At 69.6% G+C, this 16,149-nt stretch carries 9 protein-coding genes; 7 read left to right on the top strand and 2 right to left on the bottom strand.

Annotated features, from left to right (window positions below; genetic code table 11):
- Nucleotides 1–82 precede the first annotated feature (82 nt).
- The gene (locus OHA73_RS08350; RefSeq protein WP_327654704.1) at nucleotides 83–550 is read left to right on the top strand and encodes an ATP-binding protein; all 468 of its coding nucleotides are present in this window, start codon (nucleotides 83–85) and stop codon (nucleotides 548–550) included.
- Nucleotides 551–567: 17 nt separating this feature from the next.
- On the opposite strand, the gene OHA73_RS08345 is transcribed toward OHA73_RS08350, so the two are convergent.
- Nucleotides 568–966, bottom strand: a complete 399-nt coding sequence (locus OHA73_RS08345) for a PIN domain-containing protein (RefSeq protein WP_327658437.1) — start codon at nucleotides 964–966, stop codon at nucleotides 568–570.
- A gap of 307 nt (nucleotides 967–1,273) precedes the next feature.
- On the opposite strand from OHA73_RS08345, the gene OHA73_RS08340 reads away from it, so the two are divergent.
- Nucleotides 1,274–1,921 carry a type IV toxin-antitoxin system AbiEi family antitoxin domain-containing protein gene (locus OHA73_RS08340; protein WP_327654703.1) on the top strand — a complete coding sequence of 216 codons (648 nt, stop codon included), beginning with the start codon at nucleotides 1,274–1,276 and terminating at the stop codon, nucleotides 1,919–1,921.
- A gap of 6 nt (nucleotides 1,922–1,927) precedes the next feature.
- On the top strand, nucleotides 1,928–2,719 hold the full coding sequence (locus tag OHA73_RS08335; RefSeq protein WP_327654702.1) for a nucleotidyl transferase AbiEii/AbiGii toxin family protein: 792 nt from the start codon (nucleotides 1,928–1,930) through the stop codon (nucleotides 2,717–2,719).
- A gap of 10 nt (nucleotides 2,720–2,729) precedes the next feature.
- On the opposite strand, the gene OHA73_RS08330 is transcribed toward OHA73_RS08335, so the two are convergent.
- A complete protein-coding gene (locus tag OHA73_RS08330) occupies nucleotides 2,730–6,758 on the bottom strand; it encodes an Eco57I restriction-modification methylase domain-containing protein (RefSeq protein ID WP_327654701.1) in 4,029 nt (1,342 codons plus the stop codon).
- A 467-nt stretch (nucleotides 6,759–7,225) separates the two neighbouring features.
- Here OHA73_RS08330 and OHA73_RS08325 point away from each other — a divergent pair, with 467 nt between their 5' ends.
- From OHA73_RS08325 to drmC, 4 genes are all read left to right on the top strand, one after another.
- Nucleotides 7,226–9,448 (top strand): hypothetical protein, encoded by a 2,223-nt coding sequence (locus OHA73_RS08325; RefSeq protein ID WP_327654700.1) that lies wholly within the window; start codon nucleotides 7,226–7,228, stop codon nucleotides 9,446–9,448.
- A 134-nt stretch (nucleotides 9,449–9,582) separates the two neighbouring features.
- Nucleotides 9,583–13,446 carry a DISARM system helicase DrmA gene (drmA, locus tag OHA73_RS08320; protein ID WP_327654699.1) on the top strand — a complete coding sequence of 1,288 codons (3,864 nt, stop codon included), beginning with the start codon at nucleotides 9,583–9,585 and terminating at the stop codon, nucleotides 13,444–13,446.
- Nucleotides 13,443–15,362 carry a DUF1998 domain-containing protein gene (locus OHA73_RS08315; protein WP_327654698.1) on the top strand — a complete coding sequence of 640 codons (1,920 nt, stop codon included), beginning with the start codon at nucleotides 13,443–13,445 and terminating at the stop codon, nucleotides 15,360–15,362. Before drmA ends, OHA73_RS08315 begins: the two co-directional genes overlap by 4 nt.
- On the top strand, nucleotides 15,359–16,120 hold the full coding sequence (drmC, locus tag OHA73_RS08310; RefSeq protein WP_327654697.1) for a DISARM system phospholipase D-like protein DrmC: 762 nt from the start codon (nucleotides 15,359–15,361) through the stop codon (nucleotides 16,118–16,120). Before OHA73_RS08315 ends, drmC begins: the two co-directional genes overlap by 4 nt.
- The last annotated feature ends 29 nt before the right edge of the window (nucleotides 16,121–16,149 follow it).

Here is a 16,149-nt window from a genome sequence, read left to right as displayed (position 1 = left end):
AACACGGCGACCAGCCGACAACTACACGCTGTACCAACCCGGTTACTGTTCACCGTACGGACGACTGGCCACTCTGCGTGACATGAATCAGCAGATTGCCAACCCGGCAGCCCAGCCCCAACCGGCCATCCCCACCCGCGACTTCACCGCCACCTTCACGTCGACCCGCCGTGGCGCCCGCCTCGCCCGACCTTTCGCGACGCAGCAGCTCGACGCGTGGGGGCACCCGTACGGCGACGTCTCGGACGCGGTCGCCCTCGTCGTCGCCGAGCTGGCGGCCAACGCCGTACGGCACGCCGCGCTCCCCGGTCGAGACTTCAAACTCGCCCTCGCGCTCAGTGACGGTTCCGCCCCCGTACTCCGTATCGAGCTGTCCGATGCCCGCGCCGAGAAGCGACCTGCGCGCCCTCTCCCGGTCGCGCCTCCCGAGGCCGCCTCCGGCCGCAACCTCCTCCTCGTCGAACACGTCGCCGCGCGTTGGGGCGTCACCGACCGTGACCCGATCGGCAAGACAGTATGGGCGGAACTAGACCTGCAGGCCGCGTCCTGAGCCGTTGCGGGGGCGGCTCAGACCTTCTGGGCGGTTACGCGAGGGTGCTCGGCGGTCAGCAGGGTGATGTCTTCGACGTCGGAGGTCAGGATCGTGATGCGGCCGGACTGTGCGAGAGCCGTGGCGCACACCATGGCATCGATGGCGTACTTGTGGCCGTGGAGCCCTGCCGTCCGCAGCAGGGTGGCGGCGGACCGGCCGATGGCTTGGGTCACCGGCTCGACGCGTACCCGGGACAGGGTCCATTCCAGCGCGGGAGTGTTGATCCTCGGGTGGATCACCTCGACCAGAACCGCGGCCGAGGTGATCACCGGGAGGTCCGTATTGCGGGCGGCGGTCAGCCATTCGTGCACCTCGCGGTCGCGTTGCACGGCTTTGGCCAAGCCCTCGCTGTCCAGGACCAGGGCCCCGCTCACGTCGCAGACCTGTTTGTCGGGTTCGATGTCGCGATCGCGTGGGTGGAGGCCGAGGCCGGAGAGCTGCCCGATGGGCCTGGTGGGGCGGTGGCGGCAGCGGGGCTGACTGGGCGGAAGCAACGCGAGGTGGACGAGGCGCTCGGGCTGCTCCGGGGAGTGGGCGGGCCGGAGCGCAGCTCGGGGCGCGCTGCGTGAGTGTGCGGGTGCCGGGTCGGGTGCGTACTCCGCAAAGGATCGCCGAGCGGGCAGTATCGTCAGTGTCATGAGTATTATGGGCGTTGGCTCTAGCCCAACGGAGGTGATAGCGATGGCTCGCAGTGCGGTGGCCGTTCCCGCCGAGCTCGCTCGTCGGAACAATCGCGTGATCCGGCCCCAGGACGCTGCCGGGATCTACGCCCAGCCCCGACCGGAATTCGCCCGGCTGGTTCGCAATGGGGCCGCCCGCAAGCTCGCTCAGGGTTACTACGCGCTGGTGCCCGATCGTCATCTCGGATCGCCGGCCTGGCGGCCTGACCTCCATTCGCTCGCGCTCGGAATCGCCCAGTGCGACTACGGGGAGGGCGGTGCGGCGCTGATGGGTGTGGGCGCGGCCCGCGTGCTCGGTGCCATTCCCCGGGCCGTCGCCGTGACGGTCGTAGCCATTCCCAAGCAGCGGCCGCCGCTCGACACCGACTACGGCCGCATCCTCTTCGTGCGCCGCACCCTGGACACCCTTGACCTCGAACGTGCCGACACCGAACTCACACAGGGATGGATCACCACCCCCGAGCAGACCGTCCTCGACCTGGCGGCCCGGCCCACTCTCGGCGGCCTGTCACAGGGCGCCGTCACCGAAGCCCTTCGCGCTCTGTGGCCACGCACCGACACCGAACTGCTTGAGGAGTTGGGCCGGGGGCAGCGCAAGGCGGCCGCGCTGCGTCGTGCCCGCGCTCTCGTCGACGCCGAAGGAGGCTGACCGGGCATGCTTTCCCGGCACGAACTGGCCCGCGTAGCCGCCGACTACGGCGCGGCAGAGAACCAGATCCGGCGTGACCACCTCATCAGTCATGTCCTGCACGCACTGGCCGAACTGGACGTTCCCCTCGTCTTCTTCGGCGGCACAGCGCTGGCCCGCACCCACCTGACCACGGCGGAGGCCGGCGGCCGCCTCTCCGAGGACATCGACCTCCTGACCGGTGATCGTAGGATGGTCGCCGGGGTTCTGGACAAGGCCCTGCCACGCCGCCTCCGTCGCGAGTTCCCGCGCAGTCGCTGGGAGCCCGCGTTCGCCGACGTCGGATCCGTCGACGCCGCCCAGTTGGTCACCGAGGACGGACTCCGTCTGCGTATCCAGCTGATCGACACCGGCAGCACCCACGCGGACTGGAACCGTTGGCCGACCGAAGTCCGCGAGATCGACCTGCGTTACGGCGATGTCCCCGGGCCTGTCCGACTCCGTGTCCCCACTCTCGATGCCTTCGCCGGCATGAAGATCGCGGCCTATGCCGACCGTCGTGCACCTCGTGATCTCTTCGATCTGGCGGCCCTCGCCCGACTGGACAAGGTGACGGACGACGTCCCGAGGCTGGTGCGGGACATCACCGGAATCACTCCCGGGCGCCATCATTTCCGGACCCCGCCCGTCATGGACTGGGAGGATCAACTCGCCCACCAAACCGGGTACCTGCCCACCGCGCAGGAGTGCATGGACACGGCCTGCACGGTATTCGGTGAGATCTTCGGCTGGCCCGAGCCGTACGACCCGTTCACCTGATGCGCCGAACTCATCGCACGGCGCCGTTCGGTGAGTTGGCCGGGGATGACTGCGACGGTACAGACATTGGACGCCTTGTCGTAGTCGCTCGCGGAGCCCCTGTCGGCCGTGGTTCCTCTTCGAAGGACAGTTGGCCCGACGCGACGTTTCGTGAGCCGGTCTCCCTCGCATGGCGCCGCTGGTTCTCTTCGAGGAGGCGGTCGAGGATCTCCTGCCGGATGGCCGGGCCGATGGTGTAGCGGGGGCCTTGGCGGGTGTCGTGGAAGCCGTGGTCGAGGCCGCCGGGCTGGTCGAGGAGGTCGTGCCATTCGTAGGCGCGGGCGACTTCTTCGTCGATGGTGCGGTGGATGGTGCGGAGTTTGGTGATGTCGGGGTCGGTGCACTTCTCGTCGTGGACGAGGTTGTAGGTGGCGGTGAGGCCGCCGCGGGCGGGCATGATGGTGCGGCGGTGGGTGTCGAGGCGGGTGCCCGCTTCGCGGAGAGGCAGGGTGAGTTGAGGGCGGGGGAGGGTCTCGAAGACGTCCGAGGGCGTGTAGCGCAGGTCGCCCTTCATCGTCGAGGCCCGGTTGATGGCCCACCAGTAGTGCGGAGAGCTGCTCAGCACCGCCAGCATCGCTGAGTCAGCAGAGGCGAACACGACCGTCGCTTCGCTCGCAACCTGACCAGTTCGAACGGACAGCGGCATCACTGACTTACTATGCCGCGTCAATACGATCATCCGGTCCGTGTTCTCGAGGGCGGCGTACAGCTCAGGGCGACTCCGCTCGTACTGCCACCATCGCTCGCGCGCTCTCTTGCTGAACTTGACCTTGAGTCGATCCGGTTTGACGTCGCGGACGACTTGCTCGTAGGCCTCGGGGAACCTCTTGGCGCGCTCCTCGCTCCAGTCGTGGAAGTTGATCACCCACCGGCTTGCCGATCCGTCCGGGCGCGAGTTGAGGTCCTGTCCGTTCAGGTAAGGGAACAGCACCTGCCGGTACCGCTCGTCACGGGCGATCAGCGCCTGTGCTGCCTCCGGCTCCATGGTGAAACCGAGTCCGAGGACGATGGAACCCTGGAAGGCGATCCCCCGGTTCTCCGCCAGCCGGTGCGCCGCCCCCGTCACCCGCGACACCGCATCCAACGACGACGTGATGCCGGCGACCTCCACCCCGTCCGCGACACGTAGCCCTCCCGGTCGCATCGCCGCCCGGCTGGTCCACACCGCGCAGTACTCAAGCACCGCGCTCCGCGACGGCCACGGCGCGCTCTTCACCGCCTGCCGCAACTCCACCCCGTCCGCCACCAGTCGATCGATCCCGACCTCCCGGGTTTCCCCCTGCGCCAGGGTGTTCGTCGCGATTATCCCCGTCTGGCCACCCTCGTTCAGCAGGTCATGAGCCCGCAGCAGGAAGTACGCCACCAGGTCCGCGCTGCCGCGCGCGGATCGTCCGATCCCGGTGACGTAGTAGTCGCGGAACGGCTTGCCCAGGGATCCGGTCAGCTTCTGGCCGCCGAGGAACGGCGGGTTGCCGACGACGGCGTCGAAGCCGCCCTGCTGAAACACCTCCGGGAAGCGGTAGGGCCAATGGAAGGGCTTCCATGCGTCGCCGTCGGTGCCGAGCGCACTGCGTGTGCCGCGGTGGGCGGCCTCGTCCATCTGCCGTTCGATCTTGGCGCGTCCCGCCGGATCGGATTCGCCCCACCGGCGTACATGGTCGGCGGCCGAGACGGCGGCATCGTCGAACCCGGACTCGCCGCGCGCGGCCCGGTCCAGTGAGGAGGTGACCAGAAGTCCGGCGACGCGTTCCTGGAGCGCCACCGCTTCCTCGGCCTCGCTGAGGACCCGCCGCTTCTCCTCCAGCGCGGCGAGGGACGTACCCGGGATGTCCACGATGCTCGCGCGCAGCCTCGCGGCACGCTCCACATCGCCGCCGAATCCGGTGAGTTGGGGGACGGTCGCGGTGAAGTCGACCGGGGAGCGGTCGTGCACTCGGCGGCGCCCCGGAAGCAGGTGCATGGCCTCAAGCTGTGCGTACGACGCGAGTCCTACGAGGGAGTCGCCGTCGAGCAGGCGGTCGTCGAGGAACGTGAACGGCATGCCCGGCTCGACGGTCTCCAACCACAGCGCGAACTTGGCGAGTTCGACGGCGAGCGGGTTGATGTCCACCCCGTACAGGCAACGTTCGGCGACCTCGCGGCGTGCCCGGAGCATCGTACGGTCGGCATCGGCATCGGCATCGGCATCGGCATCGGCATCGGCATCGGTGTCTTTCGCTTCCCGAAGGAGGCGGCTCCGCTGATCACGCGCGCGGGACTCCACCAGCTTCTCCGCCAGGTACCGGCACGACGCGACGAGGAACGCCCCGGACCCGCAGGCGATATCCGCGATCTTGAGTCGGAGGATCTCGCTGCTGGGCTTGACGACCCAAGCTCTGCGGTCCGCGGTCTCCAGCGGCCCGGGGGAGTGGACCAAGGGCTCCAGCGCGCCCCGTGCCACCTTCGCGGCGAGCCGCTCGGGGGTGTAGTGGGCGCCCGTGGCCCTGCGTGTCGACGAGCGGCCGACGTACAGGCCGCCGGGCGGCACGACGAGGGGGAGCCCTCGCAGGTCGCGGCGGATGATGCCGTGGAAGGGAAGGAGGCGATCGGCGAGTTCGGCATCTCCGTTGGTCGCGGCCAGTAACTTCCTTACGCCCTCCTCGCGTTCGGTGGTCCCTAGCGGGCGGAGTGCGCGCTCGACCACCTTCGCGGTACCCAGACCCGACTTCCTGTACCGGTCCGCGAGCGCCGCGGCCAGCCGGACCGGCGCATCCGGTTGCCGTGCCGCTTCGGCGGCGAGGCGTTCCAACTCGGCAAGCTCCACCTGGATCTCCCGGCCGGGCTTGCCGATCAGGCCGACGACCGCATCCGCCGCGCGGCGTCCCTCGTACTCCAGGAGCCCTTCGTAGACGTGGCCTATCTGGGAGATCGACAACTGCCCGAAGGCGGTCCTGCGGCGCTCGCGAGTACGGCCGCGACCGACCGTGACGAACTGCACCGCACGCAGCATGTGCAGCACCGTCCGGTCGTCGACCGGCCACGGTGAGCCGCCGTCGACAGGCTCCAGCCAAGGGTGGCGGCCGGGGTCGAAGAGACTGCCGTCGTATCCGCACACCTGGAGATCCGGGTGATCCACGCCCTGGTACACGGCGCGGAAGAGAGCGACCAGACGGTGCCATGCCGCGTGGCTCTGCTCCAGATCCTCCTCGCTCGTGGCCCTGGCCTGAGCTTCCAGGTCGGCGCAGAGAGCGCTCGCCGAATAGGCCGCGGCGTAAAGGGGGTTGTCCGCTGGGAGCAGTCCGCGCTCCTCGGCGAAGAAGACGAACAGGATGCGCAGCTGGGTGGAGAGCGCCGCCTTGTACACCTCGGCGGCGGGTTGGCGTCCGAGGTCCGGCCGGTGGCTGCCGCGTGCTTCCTGGTCCTTACGGCCGATGGCCGCGACAAGCAGGTCCACGGCCTCCTTGACCTGTCGTCCGAGGGATTCGGTGAGGTCCTCGGTCTCGTCCTTCGCGTGGGAGAGCAGGTGGGAGAGGGTTTCGTCGTCGGGCACGCTGAAGAAGCGACGTCGACAGAGGAGCGAGAGGAAGGCGCGAACCACCGGGCGGTCGGCGGCCGACGCCCAGTCCGCGGTGTCGAAGGTGACGTAGCTGGTCGGCGCGTTGCGGGGTGCCCATACGAGGGTCCACCAGCGGCCGGCCGAGACAAGGCCGAGGCCGGTGCCGTGGTGCCGGCACAGGCCTGCCAGCCGGTCCGCGGGTGAGTCCGCCCAGGCGGCGCCGGGCTGCCGTGCCGTTGGCACCGTGCCCGGCGGGCAGACCAGTCCGAGCAGTGCGATCTCCGACGGCTCCGGGGTGGCCGGCTCGTGGGCGTCCGGGGAGACGAGAGCGAAGGACGGGGTGAGCCCCTCCGGATGCTCAGGTATGTGGGCGCTGAGACGCGCAAGCAGTTCCGATTCCTCGTGTAACGCGTCTCCCCAGCCGAGCAGGGAGTTCAGGAGGTGCCGGATCCAGTCGTCGTGCAATCGCTGTGGATCCGACTGCCAGGCTCGGTGGGCTTGGCGGAGCGGCCGCCGCGCTGCCTCGTCCAGTGCGTCGAGGTGGGGCCAAACGTCGGTGAGCGTCGCCAACGGGAGGAAGGGGCCGTCCACTGAGACGAGAGCCAGCCATTCCTTGTGCTGCTGCCTGTCGTCCAGCGGTGTGCCCCTGAGGCCATGTGGCCTGGCCCCGGTTCGTACGGTCGGCGCACTGCGAGCCATGAACACCCCCGTGGCACAACGGTGATCCGGGCAGGTGCATGACGAAGCCACCACAACCGACGGTAGCGGCGTGTGCGCCACAGGAACAGAGGCCCTGCCCGTGATGACCTTCGGCCCTGGCCGGGTGACGGGCGGGGCGGGAGGATCGGGACGGATGCCCCCGCCGGCAGACGTTGTCACGGTCCGGCCCATGGCGACCTGGCCCGATCCCTGTCCCGGAGTCTCTTCTGATCATGAACAGTGCGCCGTCGTATCCGACGACCAGCCTCGCCGATCTGCTGCCCGCCGTCCGGTACATGGACCCTCAGCTCCTCGCGTCCCGACTCGACGACGTACGGCTGCCTCTCGGCTGGTGGCATGCGACTTCTCTGACGGAGATCGAGCGCGTCATCGGGGCCGAGGCGCTCACGCACAGGGTGGCGCAGGCGCTGCGCGCGCTCTGGCCGCAGGTGGTGCTCGGCGACCTTCTTCCGGTACTGCGCCTGCTCGACGGGCCGGCTGCCGATGCGGCCGTGAAGACGGTGGCACGGGCCGCCGGGGAGGCGGGCGTGACCGTGGCCGAGGGCGATGCGGTACTGGCCGCCCTGTTCGGCGGGCTGCTCGACCGGTTGCACGGGCGCCCGACAGGACCCGTGGAACCGGTCGGTCGGAGTATGCGGGAAGCCGTGGCGGTGATCGGCCGCTGGATGCCGGCGGACGCGCCCGCGGCAGTGCGGGAGGCACTGGCGGTGTTGCGGCGTGAACACGGCGAGAGGGATCGGGGCACAGAACCGGACGCCTCTTCCTCCGATAGGCACCAGCCCGAAGGCAGTGAGTTCGCAACTGCTGCCTACGGCCTGTCCGTCGTTCCGACCGGGCCCGTCGAGGAGGCTCCGGTCGGGAGTGAAGAGGCCGCCAGTGCTGATGCCGCGCTGCCCGCCCAGCTCATGGACGCACCGCTCGCTGCTTTCGAGCAGCTGGTCGCAGGCTGGGACGAACGGGAGGCCGTGATCGCCCGTAGCCGGATCTTCGCCGACGAGCCGGAGCGCATCGGCGTGCTGGTCGACCAGTTCGGCGTCGGCCGTGCGCGGATATACCAGGTGGAGCAAGGGGTTCGGGCGTCGATCGGCGCATGGCTCGCGACGGCGCCGGAGGGCCAGGCCTTCGCCGCACACCTGGCCGCCGTCGCCGAACTTCTCGGGGCAGTGGGCCGCGTCCACGAGATCCGGGACGTGCACGAGGATCACGCGGGTGAGGTCGACGGGCTCGGTGTCCCGTTCGCCGGAGTCGTCGCACGACTGCTCCCCGAGCGGAGCGTCGAGGACGAGTGGATCGTCCGGGGTGACGCGGACACACTGGCCGCCGAGGTGCGTGACGTGCTGCACGCCGCATGCTCCGAGGCGCCCCTTCGATGGGACGAGGCCACGGCGCTCGCGGGCAGGTACGGCGTGCGGACCGAAGTACTGGGCGAGTGGGCCGGTCGCATCGGGCGGTTCCGGGTGCTGGACGGACACCTGGTGCATTGGGGGCGCTCGGTCGGGGACCGTTCTGCGGTTGTCCTTGCGCTGCACGGAGAGCCGCTGTCGATGGAGGAGATCCACCAGCGCCTCGCGGACGGCAGCGCCCTCAACAGCATGCGGAACCAGATCTGGGCCGACGAACGCTTCGTGCGTCTCGACCGCGACCTGTACGGACTGCGGCAGTGGGGCGGTGAGGAGTACCTGGGCATCAAGGAAATGATCGTCCGGGAGATCGAGCGAGGTGGTGGCGAGGTTGAGATCGCCACGATGGTCGAGGGCCTGACCACGCGCTTCGACGTGTCTGCGGCCTCCGTGCGCACCAACCTCGCTGCTCCCCGGTTCGCCCGCACCCGACGCGGCTGGCTGGGCCTTGCTCCCTCCGAGCAGGCAGGGAAAGCCGCTTACACGCCCCGGTACAGCATTGCGGACACGCGCCGGTGTTTCCTGGGCGGCGACGGCCGCTGGTGGTACCGCATGGAGGTCACCGGCGAACACCTTCGAGGCTCCGGCAGTCCGGTGCCCGCAGGCTGGGCGGCGGACCTGGGGTCCTCGCCATCCGCGGACGCCGAGCCGGTGGTCTTGCGGCACGCGACCGGTGACGTCAGGTTCCACTGGCGCACCCAGCCGATGCTCGGGTCGGTCCGGGCGGTCGTGGACAGTGTGGGCGCCGCCCTGGGCGAGCAGGTCTTCCTCAATGTGACGGACGGCGTGCTGTCCGCGCTGCGGCTCCCGGCCGACGAGCCTGGGACCACGCCTGAGCAGCGTGCGGTCCGGCTGACGGGCTGGACCGCGGCGGTCACCCCCGAAACTGCGGTCGATGTCATCGCACAGCGCACCGGCATGGCGGCGGTCACGGATGCCGAGGAGCTCGCAGCCAGGCTCCGGGAACGGGGCGACCGGGACATCGTGGATCTGCTCGCGCAGTCAGGAGACGGGGTGGAGTCCGCCGCAGCGTGAATGTCGGTGCCGCCCGTTAGCATCATGATGTTGACGGACCGTCATGCTCCTTCCTGCGGTGGTGAACTGTCCCCGCAAGGTGCGTACGAGTCATGGACGACGCAACACGACGGACCCGAGGAGAGGAAGCGTGGATGCCGAGCACGTCAGCCGGGGGAGTGGCGGGAGCGCTGCCGTCCACGCCGGAGGAGGACCTTCTCCAACGGGTTCGTGAGGTCTCGCAGGACTTCGCGGCGGCCACGTCCTACGAGGTCCGGGACGAGCTCGGCGCCATCATCAGCCGGGACCTGCTCGGACCGTGGGACGGCCCTGACGAGGAGTTCGACCCGCGGGCGGCAGGACCGCGCGACCGGTATCTGGTCGGCATGCTGGGCCCCAAGCGGACGTTGACGAACTCGCTCGCCGCCGCGTCCGAACAGCTCGATGACGATTCCGACGGCGAAGGGGACGGCAGCGACCACAGCCTCCCGGAAAAGCTCACCACGCAGAACGCGGGCCGGATGTGGGCCTCTTCGATGGGCATGATGTTCGCCGTGCCCGGCGACGCGGGGGCCGACGCCGTCAGTGTGCGTGTCCGCTGGGGCCAGTACCGCAAGACACAGGTCCTCGCCGAGGACGGTGTCGCCCGTACGACCTGGAGCCGCCGACAGGTCGAAGTGCCGGTGGAAGTCCGGCTCGACGGCCCGGAACGGCAGAGTCTGCCACTCGATGTGGCCGGCCCGGAAACTCCGGGCGTACGCCTGGAAGTCGACGTACGGGAGCGGCCCGGAGCGGTCCGGGTGGTCGAACTCGCCTTGGTTAACGGTCAGGACGAGCCCGCCCAGTCCAAGGACAGCGCCTGGCTCTTCCAGACCGAACTGCGGGTCACCGCCCTCGACGGAGCCGCCGCTGTCTTCGCGCCCATCTCCGACCCGCTCCACGAGAGTGCCGATGCAGCAGGCGAGGTCCCGGCCGACCTTGAGGAGCAGCGCCTCACCCTGCTCTACCGCAACCAGCTCAAGCACGCCGCAGGCCGTAACGTCGCCGTCGACGCGCTGGTGGACCAGGGGCAACGGCGGGCCCACCGCCTCACCACCAACTGGCTCCCCGTCCATGACGTACCGGCGACCATCGCGCCCACCGGTGCGGACGCCACCCACCTGGCCGGCCTGGAACTCTCGATGGACGCCCTCGCCGAGCTCCCCGCCGACCGGTTGACCGCCGCCCTCGCCCCCCTCGCCGAGGGATACACCGCGTGGCTCGAGGAACAGCGGGCCAGTGCCGGGGCGTTGCCGCCCAGCCTGCGTGCCACCGCGCTGGACGCCGTGGAACAGGCCGGTGACGTGGCCGCGCGGATCACGCTCGGCGTGGACCTGCTCTCCGACCCCGCGTGCCCCGAGGCGCTCGAGGCGTTCCGGTTCGCCAACCGGGCCATGGCCCTCCAGCGCCGGCACACCGCCATCGCCGCACTGCGCGAGCGCGAAGGCCTCGGCTTCGCGCAGGCGAAGGCGCGGATCGATGAGCAGGGAGCCGCAGCCGCCTCCTGGCGCCCGTTCCAGCTGGCCTTCGTGCTGCTCAACCTTCGCGCACTCGCCGTCCCCACCCTCACGGAGCGGGAAGCAGGACCGGACGCCATCGTCGACCTGCTGTTTTTCCCCACCGGCGGCGGAAAGACCGAGGCGTACCTGGGCCTGGCCGCTTTCACCTTCGCCATCCGCAGGCTTCAGGGGAGGCTCGGAGAAGGCCCCGACGCGCGCAGCGGCGAGGCCGGAGTGGCCGTCCTCATGCGGTACACGCTGAGACTGCTCACAGCCCAGCAGTTTCAGCGCGCCGCGGCTCTGGTCTGCGCTGCTGAGATGCTCCGCCGCGAGGCGTACGACGCAGGCGACACACGGTGGGGCGACACCCCTTTCCGGATCGGGCTCTGGGTCGGCGGGGCCGTCTCGCCCAACCGCTATGAGGAAGCCGCCCAGCAGATCGCCGAGGCCAAGGAAGCCGGTGCGGGCCGGGGTGCGAAGGTTCTCCAGACCCTCGCCTGCCCCTGGTGTGGTACCGCACTGAGCGCTCAGCGCGACCTCCACCCCGACGACACGCTGCGCCGGGTCCTGCTCTACTGCGCCGACGGAGAGGGCAAGAACGCCTGCCCGTTCTCCCAGCGGCGCTCGCCCGGTGAGGGGCTGCCCATCCTTACCGTGGACGAGGAGATCTACCGTCTCGCCCCCAGCCTGTTGATCGCCACCGTGGACAAACTCGCCCAGCTGCCCTGGCGCGGCTACGCGGGCATGCTCTTCGGCCGGGTCTCCGAGTTCTGCCCCCGCCACGGGTACCGTCACGCCGACCTCGACGTGCGCACCTCCTGCGGGAAGACTCACAACGCCAAGGGCAAGTACGAGGCGGTCGCCAGTCGTCCCGTCACCCGGCTGCGCCCGCCGGACCTCATCATCCAGGACGAACTGCACCTGATCTCCGGCGCGCTGGGTACCACCGTCGGCCTCTTCGAAGCCGCCGTCGACGAACTCTGCACCTGGCCCGCCCTCGACGCCCGCGGCGCTAGCCGCCCCGTCGGCCCTAAGATCGTGGCCTCCACCGCGACGACCAAACGCGCCGCCGACCAGATCCGCGGCGTCTTCGCCCGCCGGGCGGCGATCTTTCCGCCCCAGGTGGTCGACGTCGAGGACACCTTCTTCTCCCAGCAGGTCGCCGTCACCCCCGCTGCCCCCGGCCGCCGCTACCTGGGCATCTGCGCACACGGCGTCCGGATGAAGCAGGCCGAGATCCGCGTCGCCGAGATCCTCGCCCTGGCCGGCCAAACGCTCTTCGACCGGCACGGTGCACCCGCCGACCCGTACATGACTCTGGTCGGCTACTTCAACGCCACCCGCGAACTCGCGGGAATGCGCCGCTTCCTGGACGACGACATCGCCACCCGGGTGCGCGTCCACGGCACCCGCAAAGGCCTGTCCAACCGGCTCCTTCGCCGCACCGAGATGCTCTCCGTCCAGGAACTGACCTCCCGCATCTCCTCGGGCGACATCACTGAGGTGCTTGCCCGCCTGGAGATCGGCTTCGACGAGGAACTGGACACAACGGTCCGCAGGCAGGCCCTCCTCGACGAGCTCAAGGCCGCCGCACAGCACAAGCAGCGTCTCGACCCCGCAAAGTTGAGTCTGCGCAACGAGAGCAACGGCGCGGTGGACGCCGTCATCGCCACCTCCATGCTCCAAGTCGGCGTCGACGTCTCCCGGTTCGGCCTGATGCTGGTGGTCGGACAGCCGAAGAACACCGCCGAGTACATCCAGGCGTCCTCCCGCGTCGGCCGCGACGCCCGACGGCCCGGCCTCGTCGTCACTCTCTACAACTGGACGCGCCCACGCGACCTCGCCCACTTCGAGACCTTCGGCCACTACCACGCCACCTTCTATCGTGAGGTCGAAGCGCTCTCGGTCACACCCTTCGCCCGCCGTTCCCTGGACCGCACGACAGCGGCCGCGTGGATCGGCGCCATCCGCAACGCGGACACCGGTCACTCGCGTAATGCGGACGCCTACGACGTGGACCTCGAAGGGCCGGTCGCGCGCCAGGTCACCGAGCGGTTCCTCGCGCGCGCCGAAACCGTGGGCGGCGAGCGGGCCCGCGACTACCTCGCTGAGCGCATCGACACCCTCAAGGAGGCCTGGACCCGGCGCAAGCAAGGCAGTTCGCGCCTCGGCTACGAGGAAGGGAAATGGCAGCGGCAGCAGCTCACGGGTCTGCTCGACAAGGCCACCGGGGCGAAGTGGGGCGAGCTCACTGTCTCTCAGTCGATGCGCGAGACGGAGAACGAGATCAACCTCCTGGTCCCCGGCAGCGGACTCTTCGACGTCGTGGGCGGGGCTCCGCCATGGAACTATTCCGGTGGTCAGGGACCGGGCGACGGCGACCCAGCCGAGGAGACCCCGGACGGCGACGAGACCGGAGCCGTCTTGGACAACAAGCAGCAGAGTCCCGACGGACCGAACGGAAAGGAGGCGCGCGCATGACCGACACGCCCCAGTACCGCCGCCGCGTCGGATCCGTACGCCCCAGCCATCTGATGTTCACCGGCGGCGTCGGCTCCCTCGTCGACCTGCCCAATTTCGCCGTCCTGGTCCGAGGCATCGACGACTGGAACTATGACGTCGTCCCCGGGTGGTCCGACCTCAAGGAACCCCGCCTACTGCGGGCCGTCAACAGCCTCCTTGCCGTTCCCAACAGCCCTTACCAGGTGTCCCAGTTGCGTCCGGCCCCGTGGCTGGACGGAGCGGACCGGGATCCCAACGGCCCCGCGGCCAAGGTCGGTGTGCCCGTCCTGCCCTTCCCTCAATGGCTGCGCTGTACTGCCTGCAATGAGCTCGGGGCCCTGGACTCCAGCAACTTCCGTTTTGAGAACGACAAACCCCGCCGCCCCGACAAGGCCCGCTTCTTCCACGCGGGCTGCACAGCCAAGCGCAAGGGCAAGCCCCCGCTCGCCGTGGCCGCCCGCTTCGTCCTCGCCTGCCAGGCCGGCCACCTCGACGACTTCCCGTACACCACCTTCGTGCACCGCGGCGGCAGTTGCACCGCGGTGAGCCATCCGCGCCTTCAGATGCTCGACCATGGCGGCAACCAGGCCGCCAACGTCAAGCTCAGATGTGTGAACTGCAACAAAGAACGCAACATCCGGGACGCGATGGGGCCGCGTGGCGAAGCCAATCTGCCTGCCTGCCGGGGCCGTCACCCGCACCTGTCCACCTTCGACCCGGCAGGCTGCGAGCATCGTCCGAAACCACTGGTGATCGGTGCCTCCAACCAGTGGTTCGCGCAGACGCTGAGTGTCCTTGCCGTCCCGCCGACCCAGGGCAGCGCATTGCAGGGAGAGGTGGAGAAGCTCTGGGACACCCTCCAGAACGCCACCGCGCCGGCCATGCTGCAGATGGTCTGGGACCTCCCGCAGTTCAAGGTGCTCCACCAGTGGACGCAGGACGAAGTCCTGGACGCGGTGCAGGAACATCGTGCGAGCGTGGAGGCGGGACCTGCCGCCGCGCAGACCGTCACGTATCCCGATCTCCTCACCCCGGAATGGGAGATCTTCACCAGCCCCGACACCCCTGCACCGACCGAGGACTTCGCGCTGCGGGACATCGAGATTCCCCCCGCCCTCGGCGGCCTGTTCTCGCACATCGTCCAGGCCGAGCGCCTCCGCGAGGTCCGTGCTCTGGTCGGCTTCACCCGACTCGACGCGCCGGACCCCGAGGACCCGACCCTGGTCACCCGCGCCCCGCTCTCCCGGAACCGGACCCCCGCATGGGTACCGGCCAGCGAGGTGCGCGGCGAGGGAATCTTCCTGCGCCTTCCGGAACCCCTGGTCGCCGACTGGGAGCAGAGGGTCGCCGGAACTGAGGAGCTTGCCGCGCATCGTGACGCCTACGTCGAGTTCCGCCGCAATCGCTACTCCGGACGGATCCAGGGAAACGACGACCCGCTGCGCGGCTGGCCCGGCGCCCGGTACATCGCCCTGCACACCCTGTCCCACCTCCTCATCCGAGCCATCTCCCTGAACTGTGGCTACTCCTCCGCCAGCCTCTCTGAACGGATCTACGCAGGGCAGGAGGGCGACCCGCGGACCGGCATCCTGATCTACACGGCGGTACCGGACGCGGAAGGAACCCTCGGGGGTCTCGCCTCCCTCGCCGAACCCGAAGAGCTCACCCGCATCGTGCGCCGGGCCCTCGCCGACGCCCGGCGCTGCTCATCAGACCCGCTGTGCGCCGAACGTCTGCCCCACCCGCCGCACGAGGACTTCTTGCACGGCGCCGCCTGCCATGTGTGTCTCTTCGTCTCAGAGACGACCTGTGAACGTGGCAACCGCTTCCTGGACCGCCGGTTCGTCGTGCCCATCGGCGACCCCGGACTCGTCCTCACTCAGGACATCAAGTGAGACATGCGGCGTTCCGGAAGGCAGCGGCACAGGCCCGCACGGTCGTCGGGACGCAAGCGCTCAGGGCTCTCGCCGATGGCATCGCCGACGGGCGGCCCCGGGCCGCGGTTCTGTCCCTGCGCTCCGTCCCGGGCTTCGCCGAGGAGGCGGCCGCCGTCATGGACGCCGCCGCCTCGGACCGGATACCTGCCGGTGAGGCGGCGGCCTACCTGGAAGGCCTAGCGGAGGGGCATGCCCTGCGCGCCGCCGAGCAACGGGTCTCCCTCGTCTGGAGCGGCCCCTCCTCTCACCGGGTCCCGGTCCGTTCGACCAGCCTAACTTTGGTGGAACTGATCGAGGAGTCCCGGCGGGAGCTCCTGCTCATGACGTATTCGGCGAAGCCTTACCCGCCGCTCGTCACGGCGCTGACCGCAGCCGCAGAGCGGGGTGTGACCATCGATGTGGTGGTCGAGACCCTGCAGGGCGCGGGAAGCGCACTCGCGGGAGCGGAGCCCGCCTCGGCGTTCGAAGGGATCCCTGGGGTCCGCGTTTGGCATTGGCCACTGGACAAACGAGTGGAGAGCGGAGCCAAGACGCACGCGAAGCTGGCCGTTGCGGACCGGCGGACCCTGCTGGTCACCAGCGCCAACTTCACTCAGTCCGGAGTGGACCGCAATATCGAGGCCGGAACTCTGATCAGGGGTGGGACGACTCCTTCCCGCACGGTCGAACACGTACGGGAACTTCAGCGTGAGGGAACTCTTCAGCGGTTCTACTGACCGGTTCGACGAGGTGGTGGCCCGAGTCG

Origin of the sequence: Streptomyces sp. NBC_00483, from assembly GCF_036013745.1 — a bacterium.
In the GTDB taxonomy this organism is placed as follows: Bacteria; Actinomycetota; Actinomycetes; order Streptomycetales; family Streptomycetaceae; genus Streptomyces.
The sequence above is the reverse complement of the archived record's forward strand: the minus strand, read 5'-3'. Positions and strand labels throughout refer to the sequence as shown.

Bases quoted from the DNA above. Each gene is read 5' to 3' on its own strand.
- OHA73_RS08335 (WP_327654702.1), top strand. From the start codon at position 1,928: ATGCTTTCCCGGCACGAACTGGCCCGCGTAGCCGCCGACTACGGCGCG.
- OHA73_RS08340 (WP_327654703.1), top strand. From the start codon at position 1,274: ATGGCTCGCAGTGCGGTGGCCGTTCCCGCCGAGCTCGCTCGTCGGAAC.
- OHA73_RS08325 (WP_327654700.1), top strand. From the start codon at position 7,226: ATGAACAGTGCGCCGTCGTATCCGACGACCAGCCTCGCCGATCTGCTG.
- OHA73_RS08315 (WP_327654698.1), top strand. From the start codon at position 13,443: ATGACCGACACGCCCCAGTACCGCCGCCGCGTCGGATCCGTACGCCCC.
- drmA (WP_327654699.1), top strand. From the start codon at position 9,583: ATGCCGAGCACGTCAGCCGGGGGAGTGGCGGGAGCGCTGCCGTCCACG.
- OHA73_RS08350 (WP_327654704.1), top strand. From the start codon at position 83: ATGAATCAGCAGATTGCCAACCCGGCAGCCCAGCCCCAACCGGCCATC.